At 62.4% G+C, this 11,334-nt stretch carries 11 protein-coding genes; 7 read left to right on the plus strand and 4 right to left on the minus strand.

The window, feature by feature from the left end:
• The first annotated feature begins 300 nt into the window (after nt 1–300).
• Entirely contained in the window at nt 301–678 is a 378-nt protein-coding gene (locus Q352_RS0109830; protein ID WP_036385863.1) for a hypothetical protein, read from the plus strand.
• A 27-nt stretch (nt 679–705) separates the two neighbouring features.
• Here the strand turns inward: Q352_RS0109830 and Q352_RS0109835 are convergent, their stop codons facing one another.
• From Q352_RS0109835 to Q352_RS23365, 3 genes are all read right to left on the minus strand, one after another.
• Complete coding sequence (locus tag Q352_RS0109835) at nt 706–990, minus strand: helix-turn-helix domain-containing protein (protein WP_028499194.1); 285 nt, start codon at nt 988–990, stop codon at nt 706–708.
• Nucleotides 991–1,183: 193 nt separating this feature from the next.
• The gene (gene aguB, locus Q352_RS0109840; RefSeq protein WP_028499195.1) at nt 1,184–2,056 is read right to left on the minus strand and encodes an N-carbamoylputrescine amidase; all 873 of its coding nucleotides are present in this window, start codon (nt 2,054–2,056) and stop codon (nt 1,184–1,186) included.
• Between the two features lie 40 nt (nt 2,057–2,096).
• Nucleotides 2,097–2,273, minus strand: a complete 177-nt coding sequence (locus Q352_RS23365) for a hypothetical protein (RefSeq protein ID WP_156952520.1) — start codon at nt 2,271–2,273, stop codon at nt 2,097–2,099.
• Between the two features lie 568 nt (nt 2,274–2,841).
• Here Q352_RS23365 and Q352_RS0109850 point away from each other — a divergent pair.
• The 5 genes from Q352_RS0109850 to Q352_RS0109870 all read left to right on the plus strand — a co-directional run bounded on the left by Q352_RS0109850 (nt 2,842) and on the right by Q352_RS0109870 (nt 8,290).
• Entirely contained in the window at nt 2,842–3,936 is a 1,095-nt protein-coding gene (locus Q352_RS0109850) for a polyamine ABC transporter substrate-binding protein (protein WP_028499196.1), read from the plus strand.
• Nucleotides 3,937–4,000: 64 nt separating this feature from the next.
• The gene (locus Q352_RS0109855; RefSeq protein WP_028499197.1) at nt 4,001–5,113 is read left to right on the plus strand and encodes an ABC transporter ATP-binding protein; all 1,113 of its coding nucleotides are present in this window, start codon (nt 4,001–4,003) and stop codon (nt 5,111–5,113) included.
• A gap of 10 nt (nt 5,114–5,123) precedes the next feature.
• Entirely contained in the window at nt 5,124–6,038 is a 915-nt protein-coding gene (locus Q352_RS0109860) for an ABC transporter permease subunit (protein ID WP_028499198.1), read from the plus strand.
• Nucleotides 6,031–6,927, plus strand: a complete 897-nt coding sequence (locus Q352_RS20585; protein ID WP_169735645.1) for an ABC transporter permease subunit — start codon at nt 6,031–6,033, stop codon at nt 6,925–6,927. Before Q352_RS0109860 ends, Q352_RS20585 begins: the two co-directional genes overlap by 8 nt.
• A 55-nt stretch (nt 6,928–6,982) precedes the next feature.
• The gene (locus Q352_RS0109870; protein ID WP_036385866.1) at nt 6,983–8,290 is read left to right on the plus strand and encodes an NAD(P)/FAD-dependent oxidoreductase; all 1,308 of its coding nucleotides are present in this window, start codon (nt 6,983–6,985) and stop codon (nt 8,288–8,290) included.
• Between the two features lie 311 nt (nt 8,291–8,601).
• Here the strand turns inward: Q352_RS0109870 and Q352_RS20590 are convergent, their stop codons facing one another.
• Nucleotides 8,602–10,914, minus strand: a complete 2,313-nt coding sequence (locus tag Q352_RS20590) for an RHS repeat-associated core domain-containing protein (protein WP_156952521.1) — start codon at nt 10,912–10,914, stop codon at nt 8,602–8,604.
• On the opposite strand from Q352_RS20590, the gene Q352_RS23370 reads away from it, so the two are divergent.
• Nucleotides 10,903–11,334, plus strand: a 432-nt coding sequence (locus Q352_RS23370; RefSeq protein WP_156952522.1) for a hypothetical protein, incomplete at its 3' end; no start/stop codon positions are given. The two genes, Q352_RS20590 and Q352_RS23370, sit on opposite strands and share 12 nt — an antisense overlap.

An 11,334-nucleotide genomic window follows, 5' to 3' on the forward strand; every position in this document is an offset into this window, starting at 1 on the left:
CTTCCCGCCACCCGGACAACGGCTGTGCCCTGGCACAGCCGTCAGACTGCTGATAAAGGTGGGCGCCAACGTTCACAGTGGCGTTGGTACATGCCCGACTGACAGAATCTGCCGTGAGCACGGCAGTCTGCCTGATCGAATCCTGCCTCTTCCGTCCCCGCCGCCGCGGGGAAACCTCGCTTCGCTCGTCCGTTCTTTGCGGGCAAGGTTTATGGACAGTCTGACGGCAGTGCCCTGGCACCGCCGTTTTCTTCCATCATTCCTGCGGAATGGCGATTTTGCCCGTGATATCATCCGCGCATGATCCGATTGCCGATTTCCCGACTCCTGATTCACGCACCGTCATACCGCTGTCTGCTGCTTGCTGCCGGGCTTGGTGCGACCGCGGCATGCAGCAAGACGCCGGAGGCCAGCCCGCCGGCCGACGCGTTTGCCGTCAGTGCCGAACGCACCTGTCGCAACGCGATAGAAGCCAATACCCTGACTGCCGGCGGTCTGGGCGAGAACCTGCTGCATTCGCCATTCCGCGTTCGCAGTCTGGGCCGGGACCGCTACGCGGTCGAGGCCAGCTACTCGATGGCGCTGCCGAACAGCGAGCTGCGCAAGATGAGCGTCGTCTGTGAAGTCAGTGACAAGGGGCGCACGCTGGATCGTTTTTCCTCGACCTCGGCATCCTGACCCGCAGCCCCGGTCGGGGCTGGACTCCTATTCTTCCGGCACGGCGACCGGCGGCGCGATGCCGTCGTAGGCATCGCCCACCCGCAGGCAGGCTTCGATCTCGACGCCCAGCAGCTTGCTGTAGCTGCGGATGATGCCGACCACATAGACCCACTCCGGCAGGCGCGTCTCGTCGCCGGCCTCCAGCGCGGCGATCTGCGACTGCGAACGGTGCATCGCCGCGGCGACCTGGGCAAGGGTGTAGCGCTGCTGCTCGCGTGCCTCCCTGAGCTGGTTGCCGATACGTGCCACGAGTTCGCTTTGTGTCTGCATGGGAGAGGGGTCCGCGGTCAAATGGGGGAAGCCGGCTGCACTGCCGGGGAGTGGCAGTGCGCAGGCGGGACGAATTATCAGCTATGCATACGGTCTGGAATTTGCGCCAGATTCAATGTCACCCACATTATGAACGAGCCGGACGCTTCAGGCCCGTTTCGCGTGCCGGCAGCAACTGTCGGCACGCGGCGGGTCAGCGGATGGTGCCGTCCAGCGTGGTCAGCGCGCGATAGTATTCCGGCCGCCGATCGCGGAATACTCCCCAGGCGCGGCGCTTGGCGGCAATGGCGTCGAGGTCGAAAGTGTGGACCAGCACCTCGCGACGGTCAGCGGAGGCTTCCGCCACCAGTTCGCCTTCCGGCCCGGCAATGAACGAACGGCCATGGAAGGTGTCGCTGCCACCGTCCATGGTTTCGGTACCGATGCGGTTGCTGGCCAGCAGCGGCATCACATTGGCCGCGGCATGGCCCTGCTGGACCCGGATCCAGTGGTCGGCCGACTGGATGCCCGCATCGTGCGGCTCACTGCCGATGGCAGTCGGATACAGCAGGATTTCCGCCCCCATCAGCGCCATGGCGCGGGCGCATTCCGGAAACCACTGGTCCCAGCAGATGCCGACGCCAATCCGGCCGACCCGGGTATCCCAGACCTTGAAGCCGAGATCGCCGGGGCTGAAGTAGTACTTTTCCTGGTAGCCGGGGCCGTCGGGAATGTGCATTTTCCGGTAGCGGCCGAGCAGTGTGCCGTCGGCGTCGATCATGGCCACGCTGTTGAAATGGCTCTGGCCGGCCCGCTCGAAAAAGCTGACCGGCAGCACCACGCCAAGCTCGCGCGCCAGCGCCTGGAAGCGCGGCAGCCAGCTGTGGGTTTCCAGCGGCTGCGCCAGCTCGAACAGCGGCGCATGCTGGTCGATGCAGAAATACGGTGTCTCGAACAGTTCCTGCAGCAGGATCAGTCCGGCGCCGCGGCTGGCGGCTTCGCGCACCAGTCCGATGGCGTTGTCGATATTGCGTTCACGGTCCCAGTCGCAGGCCATCTGCGTTGCGGCGACGGTAACAGGTCTCATCTTGATCCTCGGTCGGCGCGGCCGGGCGCGTTCCGGCCGGCTAGCGCGGCTTGCGCGGCAGCCAGTCCGGTCGTTCCGTCCGCGGGTGATCGATGCCCGACGGGGCATCGCTGACCAGATTATCGCGCACGGTCGGACCGGGCGCTTCCGGTCTGTGGGTCGTCAGTCGATCCAGCTCAAAGAAACCGCGTCGGGTCCTGCTGCTCGGGGTATGCATGGTTCCGTCTCCTGGTGGTGGGCCATCGTGCCGGTTGATGGTGCCGTGGTGTCCGGGTGGACGTTTCCTGTTTTGCAATTGGCATGCCAGTTAATGCCGGGTGCTCAATTTATTGCACGGCCAAGGTGTCTGGTTTGGCTTCTTTCGTCAAGAATAATAAACGCCAGATGATGCGGTTAGTGGTTATTCGTGCCTGAAAGGGCTGATGCATGACCTGTTTCATGCACTGATTTCGCGCGGAAATGCTCTGCGGCAGTGCAATATGGCTTATTGCACTGCAAAACAAGATATTCATTTGGCATTGCGATAAGCGCTGCGTGTTTGTTGTCAATTTTATTAAACGTCTCTATTCTGGCCTGGGTGTCGAAGGTGTTAAACAATCCGGCATTATCCGGCGCAGACCGGACACAGAATCCCGCACGGAAACCGGGAATGCGGCGCAACGATGCAGTTCGCCACGCTTTTCCGGGCTGGCCCGACTTTTGCAATCCACGGGTCAGGCATCCAGGCGGATGTCGACGAACGGTCTTCCGGGCCGTCGTCTGGGAACTAGAGGAAGAGAAACGACATGAAGCATATTTTCCGCATTGGGGCGGCGGCGGTTGCTGTCGGGTGGGCCGTTCACGCCATGGCTGCCGGCGGCGAACTCCATATCTACAACTGGTCCGACTACATCGCCAAGGACACCGTTGCCAGGTTCGAGAAGGAAACCGGCATCAAGGTCCGCTACGATGTCTATGACTCGGACGAGACCCTGCAGGCCAAGCTGCTGACCGGCAAGTCCGGCTACGATCTGGTCAACCCGTCCAACGACTTCCTCAGCAAGCAGATCCAGTCCGGCGTGTACCAGAAACTCGACCGCTCGAAACTGCCGAACTGGAAAAACCTCGATCCGGCACTGCTGGCCAAGTTCGCCGCCAGCGATCCGGGCAATGCGTATTCGGTACCGTACATGTGGGGCACGACCACGATCGGCATCAATGTCGACAAGGTCAAGGCGGCACTGGGCGACGATTACCCGGCCAATGAATGGGAGCTGCTGTACAACCCGAAATACGTCAGCAAGCTCAAGCGCTGCGGCGTGTCGGTGCTGAACTCCGGCAATGATGTGTTCCCGTCGGTACTGCGCTATATCGGCAAGAGCCCGGTCAGTACCAGTCTCAATGACTACAAGGAAGCGGCGAAGACACTGGAAGCAGTGCGCCCGTATATCACCCGCTTCAACTCGTCTTCCTATATCAACGAGATGGCCAATGGCGAGCTGTGTCTGGCGCTCGGTTATTCCGGCGACCTGCTGATCGCCAACCAGCGGGCGAAGGAAGCGAAGAACGGTGTCAGGATCAAGGTCATCATCCCGAAAACCGGCGCCACGCTGTGGGCGAACATGATGGCGATTCCGAAGGACGCAAAGAACGTCGAGGCGGCGCACAAGTTCCTCGATTTCATCATGCGGCCCGATGTCGTGGCTGACATTTCCAACCAGGTGTTCTATGCCAATGCAAACAAGGCGGCGACACCCCTGGTCAACAAGGCGATTTCGGGCGACCCCAACGTCTACCCGAACGACGCGATCAAGCAGGTGCTGTGGACGCGGAACGTGCAGCCCGCCGATGTGCAGCGCGGCGTGACCCGGCTGTGGACCACGGTCAAGACCGGCCGCTAATTCCCCTGAACGCCCAGACCACCGTCCCGGCACTGCCGTATCGGGACGGCGGGGAGAAATCGCCATGAATGACCACACCGAAAAGAAACCGTATCTGCAGATCGTCAATGTCGTGAAGAAATTCGGCGACACGCTGGCGGTCGACCATGTCAGCCTCGATGTCGAGCGGCAGGAGATCTTCGCGCTGCTCGGTTCGTCCGGCTCCGGCAAGTCGACGCTGCTGCGCATGCTGGCCGGCATGGACCGCCCGACCAGTGGCCGCATCATCCTCGACGGGCAGGACATCACTGCACTGCCGCCGTACGAGCGGCCGATCAACATGATGTTCCAGAGCTATGCGCTGTTCCCGCACATGACGGTCGGCGAAAACATTGCCTTCGGCCTGAAGCAGGACCGGATGGCGAAAAAGGACATTGACGACCGGGTCAAGGAAATGCTCGCGCTGGTGCAGATGAGCAAGTACGCGAACCGCAAGCCGTACCAGTTGTCCGGTGGCCAGCAGCAGCGTGTCGCCCTGGCGCGCAGCCTGGCCAAGCGACCGAAGCTGTTGCTGCTCGACGAACCGCTCGGCGCACTGGACAAGAAGCTGCGCCAGCAGACCCAGCTCGAACTGGTCAATACGCTGGAGAAAGTCGGCGTGACCTGCATGCTGGTCACCCATGACCAGGAGGAGGCGATGACCATGGCCGGCCGCATCGGCATCATGAGCGAGGGCTGCCTGCTGCAGGTCGGCTCGCCCAGCCAGGTCTATGACTTCCCCAACTGCCGCTTTACCGCCGAATTCATCGGCGAGACCAATATGTTCCACGGCAAGGTGGTGGTGGACGAACCGGATCACATCGAGATCGACTCGGACGTCTTCGGCGGACGCATCTGCATCGACCATGGCATTTCCGGCCCGAAGGGCATGGAAGTCTGGGCGAGCGTCCGGCCCGAGGACGTCCATGTGGATCGGCATGCGCCGGCCCATGCCGCCAACGCGGTGAAAGGCGAGGTCAAGGAGATCGCCTACCTCGGCAGCTACTCGGTGTACCACATCAGGCTGGCGACCGGGAAAGTGGTCAAATCGATGGTGCCGTCCACCCGCTGGTATGAAGCGGGCGAGGAAGCGCCGACCTGGGGTGATCCGGTGTTCATCAGCTGGCGCGCCGACATGCCCGTGGTGCTGACCCAGTAAGGAGGCAGCCATGAATCTCAAGCGCACTCTCGACGCCTGGCTCAGGCCGGGCAGGGGAACCGTGATCGGCATCCCGTATTTCTGGTTGCTGCTGTTTTTCCTCGCCCCGTTCTTCATCGTGCTGAAAATCAGCTTTTCCGAGGTCGACATCGCCGTCCCGCCGTTCACGGCGCTGATGTCCAGCGAAGGCAGCCGGGTCACGTTTGCCTTCAACCTGGAGAACTACGCGTTCCTGTTCAGCGACGAGCTGTACATCGACACCTACCTGAGCTCGCTGAAAGTGGCGGCAGTCACCACCATCGCCTGCCTGCTGATCGGCTATCCGATCGCCTATGCGATCGCCCGTGCCAGCCCGGCGGCGCGCAATACCTTGCTGCTGCTGGTGATGCTGCCGTTCTGGACCTCGTTCCTGATCCGCGTGTATGCCTGGATGGGCATCCTCAAGGACAACGGGCTGATCAACAACCTGCTGCTCGGTCTGGGCGTGATCAGCGAGCCGCTGCGGATGATGCATACCGACTTCTCGCTGTATGTGGTGATGGTCTATGCCTACCTGCCGTTCATGATCCTGCCGCTGTATGCCCACCTGGTGAAAATGGACCCGCGACTGCTGGAAGCGGCCGGGGATCTCGGTGCCCGGCCATGGAAAGCCTTCCTGGCCATCACGCTGCCCCTGTCCAAGGGCGGCATCATTGCCGGCTCGATGATGGTGTTCATTCCGGCGGTTGGCGAGTTCGTCATCCCGGAACTGGTCGGCGGCACCGAGACGCTGATGATCGGCAAGGTGCTGTGGAACGAGTTCTTCGACAACAACAACTGGCCGATGGCCTCCAGCGTGGCAATCGTCATGGTCTGCCTGTTGATCCTGCCGATCGTGTTCTTCCACCGCTATGAGACCCGGCAACTGGAGGGCGATCGTGGATAATCAGAAACTGCCCGGCTTCCTGAAGCTGTGCCTGATACTGGGCTACCTGTTCCTGTACGTGCCGATCATCAGCCTGATCGTCTACTCGTTCAACGACTCCAAGCTGGTGACGGTATGGGGCGGCTTCTCGGTCAAGTGGTACGGGGAGCTGCTGGAGGACGACGAACTGCTGTCGGCGCTGTGGCTGTCGGTCAAGGTGGCACTGAGTTCGGCCTTTGCGGCGATCATCCTCGGCACCATTGCCGGCTTCGTCATGGCGCGCTTCAAGCGTTTTCGCGGCAGCACGCTGTTTGCCGGCATGCTGACGGCGCCGATGGTGATGCCGGAAGTGATCACCGGTCTGTCGATGCTGTTGCTGTTCATCTCGATGCAGCAGGTGATCGGCGTTCCGGGCGAACGCGGGATGTTCACCATCTGGGTCGGCCATACCACGCTGTGCATGGCCTATGTGTCGGTGGTGGTCCGTTCGCGGCTGGTCGAGATGGACCGCAATATCGAGGATGCCGCCATGGACCTCGGCGCCCGGCCGTTGAAGATCTTCTTCGTCATCACGCTGCCGCTGATCTCGCAGGCGATCGCGTCCGGCTTCCTGCTGTCGCTGACACTGTCGCTGGACGATCTGGTGACCACCGCCTTCCTGTCCGGCCCCGGCTCGACCACGCTGCCGCAGGTGATTTTCTCGCGCGTCCGTCTCGGTCTGAACCCCGAAATCAACGCACTGGGCGCCATTACCGTGCTGGTGGTCGGTACACTGGTCATCGTGTCCAACTACTTGATGCTCAGTTCGCAGCGCAAGAAGGAAAAGGCCATTGCCGACGCGTTCCGCCAGGCCGGCGATGAGGAAAAGAGCAAGCTGGTCGGCGGGCTGCCTGCCGCCGGGCAAGCCTGAGTCTCCGGCCACCCGGCGCACAGCCGGGTGGCCGGACGTTTTCAAAGAGAATCCCATGTCATCCCTGTTCGCTTGTGCCCATCAGGACCATGTCGGGTCCTTCTATGCTGCCAGTTGCGGCGACATTCCCGTCTGGCCCGCGCTGACGGCGGAAACCCGTGCCGATGTCTGCGTGATCGGCGGTGGGCTGGCCGGTTTGTCCACGGCGCTGGAACTGGCCCGGCGCGGGTACGAGGTGGTTCTGCTGGAAGGCTCGCGCGCCGGCTGGGCCGCCAGTGGCCGCAACGGCGGACAGATCATCAATGGCTATGCGTGCGGACTGGACCTGTTCGAGTCCGCCGTCGGTCAGGCCGACAGCGAGCGGCTGTGGCAATGGTCGCTGGAGGCGATGGACATCGTCCGCGAACGCTGCGAGCAGCACGCCATCGACTGCGACCTGCATTTCGGTTATGTGCATGCGGCCAACAAGCCGCGCCATCTCGACGCGCTGGCGACCTGGGTGCGCGACATGGACACCCGCTACGGCTATCGCGCACTGGAATGGCTGGATCGCCCGGCCCTGCGGCGCCGGGTCGATACCGGACGCTACGTCGGCGGCGTGTTCGATCCGCACTCCGGCCATCTGCACCCGCTGAAATACACGCTCGGCCTGGCCCGCGCCGCCGTCGCAGCCGGCGTCCGGCTGTACGAGAACAGCGCCGCGACCCGGGTCGACAGCAGCGGGGAGCGGATCGTCATCCATACTGCCGCTGGCCAGGTGTCGGCCGAGCGGGCGGTGTTTGCCTGCAATGCGCTGGTCGGTGGGCTGGAACCGTCACTCAAGCGCAAGATCATGCCGGTCGGCACCTATGTCATTGCCACCGCGCCACTGGGCGAGGCGAGGGCGCGCTCGCTGCTGCCGGGCAATGACGCGGTGTGCGACAGCAACTTCGTCCTTGACTACTACCGGCTGTCTGCCGACCAGCGACTGCTGTTCGGCGGGAAAGTCAGCTATTCCGGCCACCCGCCGCGCGATCTGGCCGGCAGCATGCGCGCCGACATGCTGAAGGTGTTTCCGGGCCTGGCCGATGTCGGTATCGACTATGCATGGGGTGGTTTCTGCGACATCACGCTGAACCGGGCCCCGCACTTCGGCCGCCTGCATGGTGGCCGGGCCTTTTTCATGCAGGGCTTCTCCGGCCATGGCGTGGCGCTGACCGGGCTGGCCGGGCGGGTGGTGGCCGAAGCCATCGATGGTGACGACCAGCGACTGAAAGTGTTCGAGCGCCTTCCCCATCGCGATTTTCCCGGCGGCAGCCTGCTGCGCGCACCGGCACTGGTGGCGGCCATGAGCTATTTCCGCCTGCGTGACCTGATGCCCTGAGCCGGCATCACCCAGCTGCCGTTGCGTACCGAGTGCGTCGTAATGGTAGCGGCTGGTGCAGACGGTGGTTTCCAGCGTCTTGCCGAACGCGAACACTGGTAACGGAAGTTGGCAGGCTGACCGCTGTCGGCCTGTCGCGCATCACTGCTGTCGAGCGGGAGGCCGATGGATGAGAAGGCATAGTATTCGATGCGCTTGTCAGCGCGGTTGTGGCGAACGATGCGGACAGCACACTGCTGGTGGTCGGCGTGCCGGCGCAGCGGAGGGCTGAAAGAGCGTCTGTGACTGTGGGCATGCATGGGGGGCGCTAGTTAACGACGAATGAATGTCGCGCCTCCAGCCGTCGATGGCGTGGCACAACTGAAAACGACTTTCTGGCTACGTGCCAAAATGCCATGTATTCCTCCGATTTTTCGCGTATGGTGGGCCTCGGGATCGTCCAGGAAGCCATAGCGTTCCCCTGCTCCGTGGTAGCCAACCACCTGCACCCGCCGATAATCCAGCTTCCTCAGCTCGTCCCGCAAGGATTGCGCTGCAGCCAATGCGGCAGGGCCACCGATTTTTACTTCCGGCTGCGCGTTACTGATATTGACGGGATCCGCCGTATGACAACTTTTAAGTAAAATCCGTAGCGGAAGATCCGGCATGTCATGTTTGTAAAGACTGAAGGCCAGGTCCTGCATTGACATGAAGTTATTAAGCTCATCAAGGACAAATGGCTTGCCGGCAGCACCATGAGCTAATATATGAAGCTTGTCATTCTCCTTGAGTTGACTGAGAATTTGGGAGGTGGTTATATCTTTTGTGCTCATCTGACTTGTTGCTAATCTTATATATTTTGGGGCGGAAGTAAATCTTTTAATTGCGGCACCTTTCCCCATTTTTCTATTTAATTCCACATCTGTGTTGTATTGGTTGAATCCCATTTCGCGAACTATCTGCTGCTCAAAAGCAGAATCAGATGCACCTTTTCTGAAGTCGCCTAACAGACTGTGAAGCTTACGGCGATTATCGCGATCGTAGAGTAAAACATCAAAAGGTGCTTTGTTGACCAATAACCTCTGCGTATTTTCTGCAATGGCCATATCCATAATATCCGGGCTCACTATCGGCATAAAAAGATAGCCTTTTCCTCCCTTCAGCCCATCCGGGTCACGCAACGTCAGCGGATTATTGCTGACCATGCGGAACAGATTCAGGCCATCAATGGTGCCCCCCGGATCGGGATTGATCCAGCGCCCGAGCCATGGCGCGTAATAGCGCAAACCATACGCATACAGGCCGCTGGCATCGCGCTCCTTGCCCGAATACCGCACGAATTTATAGCTGACCTCGCTGTCGCTGCGTGCGGCCCAGGCGGCAGTGCCGCCATACGGGTAATACGCTTCCCAGCTGACAACCGCGGCGGCGTCGTCCAGCTCCAGCAGAGATGAACCGACCGGATCGGCCAGGCTGTAGCGCAGTCCGTCATTGGCGATATCGGCCGGTTGACCGAGCGTCCAGTGCAGCGCGCGAACCGACAGCCGGCCACTGCCGTCGAGTTGCAGCAGTTGCAGGGTTTCGACCGTACTGGCGCTGCCGCCATCCGGGGTCTGCGTGGTATCGCGCAGCTCCAGCCCGGGCAGGTAGCGCACGCGCTGACTGCGGGTGGTGCCGCTGGTGCGGGTCGTCAGGGTTTTTTGCGAGCGCTGGCCGTGGCCGTCGTAGCGGTAGTTTTCCTGATCGCTGCTGCCGTCGTCATGCCGGGCCAGGGTGACGGTCTGCAACTGGCCGCGTGTGTCCCAGCCCAGCGGCTGGCCGGCCGCCAGCGCCAGCAACTGGCCGGCGGCATCGAAGCCGGCGTCGACATCGGCCGGGGTCAGGCCGTCGCTTTGCTGCAGCGTGCGGTTGCTGGTGCTGGATACCACCATGGCCAGCGTATACGGCTGGCTGCCCTGATGATGGATGGCGCTCAGATTGCCGCCGCGGTCATAGTCGTAGGTCCGGGTATAGGCACTCAGGTCGGTGTCATCGATGGGGAGCGGCGCAGGCAGTGCCTCGGTCTGCTGCCCGGCCTGTTCCCGGCCGGTGGCCTGCACCAGCTGGTACAGCGCGTCATACTGGTAGCTCCGATTGCCATCGACGGCCTGATTGCGTCGGAAACGGCGGCTGACCGTGCCGTCGCTGCAGCCGAGCAGATTGCCGACCGGGTCGTACTGATAGCTGAGCGCCTGCAATGGCTTGCCGGGGCGGGTGGTGTTCAGGGTGCCCAGACGGCGGGTCTGCGGTTCGTAGTCGTAGTCGCTGACCACGCCGTTGCCGGCGACTTCGTGCCGCACCTGGCCGGCGGCGTCGTAGTCGATGCTCTGCAGCAAGGGCAGCCAGTCGTTGCTGCCCGCCCACTGCAGGTCGCGTGCCGCCAGCTGGCCGGCGACGTTCAGGGTCTGCCGGCGGCGGTTGCCGACGGCATCGGTCAACTGCCGCAGCGTACCGAGTGCGTCGTAATGGTAGCGGGAGGTGTAAACGGTAGTTTCCAGCGTCTTGCCATCGTCGCCGAGGAACTGGCGCTGTTCGGTCAGCAGCAGGCCGGTCAGCGCGTAGGCGGGCGTGGAGACGCGTCCGGCCGGGTCGTCATGCTGCAGCAACTGGCCGCGGCGATTGGCACCGGCGACGACGGCCGTTTCGCCGTAGACCAGCTGTTCGCTGCTGACGCCGTTGTCGCTGACGCTGCTGAGGCGGTGCAGCGGGTCGTGGGCAAAGCGTTGCGAATTGCCGAGGGCATCGCGGTTCCAGACCGAAGCGCCCTCGATATCGAACAGGACCTGGCTGGCGCCGGCATCCTGGCTGGCGGTGGCCAGCGCGCGGCCGGACAGCGAACACAGGTAACGGAAGTTGGCCGACTGGCCGCTGTCGGCCAGTCGGGCATCACTGCTGTCGAGCGGGAAGCCGGTGTGCGAGAAGGTGTGGCGCTCGATACGCTCGTCGGCGGCTTCGTCGTCAGTGCGGTGGTAGCGAATGACGCGAACGGCAAGGAGACGATTGTCGTGGACGGTGACGGTCGGGGT

The organism is Microvirgula aerodenitrificans DSM 15089 (assembly GCF_000620105.1).
Classification (GTDB): Bacteria; Pseudomonadota; Gammaproteobacteria; order Burkholderiales; family Aquaspirillaceae; genus Microvirgula; species Microvirgula aerodenitrificans.

What these genes read in the sequence shown, in the direction of transcription:
- Q352_RS23365 (WP_156952520.1), bottom strand. Translation starts at nt 2,273, where the DNA reads ATGCATACCCCGAGCAGCAGGACCCGACGCGGTTTCTTTGAGCTGGAT.
- aguB (WP_028499195.1), bottom strand. Translation starts at nt 2,056, where the DNA reads ATGAGACCTGTTACCGTCGCCGCAACGCAGATGGCCTGCGACTGGGAC.
- Q352_RS0109830 (WP_036385863.1), top strand. Translation starts at nt 301, where the DNA reads ATGATCCGATTGCCGATTTCCCGACTCCTGATTCACGCACCGTCATAC.
- Q352_RS0109870 (WP_036385866.1), top strand. Translation starts at nt 6,983, where the DNA reads ATGTCATCCCTGTTCGCTTGTGCCCATCAGGACCATGTCGGGTCCTTC.
- Q352_RS0109860 (WP_028499198.1), top strand. Translation starts at nt 5,124, where the DNA reads ATGAATCTCAAGCGCACTCTCGACGCCTGGCTCAGGCCGGGCAGGGGA.
- Q352_RS0109835 (WP_028499194.1), bottom strand. Translation starts at nt 990, where the DNA reads ATGCAGACACAAAGCGAACTCGTGGCACGTATCGGCAACCAGCTCAGG.
- Q352_RS0109855 (WP_028499197.1), top strand. Translation starts at nt 4,001, where the DNA reads ATGAATGACCACACCGAAAAGAAACCGTATCTGCAGATCGTCAATGTC.
- Q352_RS0109850 (WP_028499196.1), top strand. Translation starts at nt 2,842, where the DNA reads ATGAAGCATATTTTCCGCATTGGGGCGGCGGCGGTTGCTGTCGGGTGG.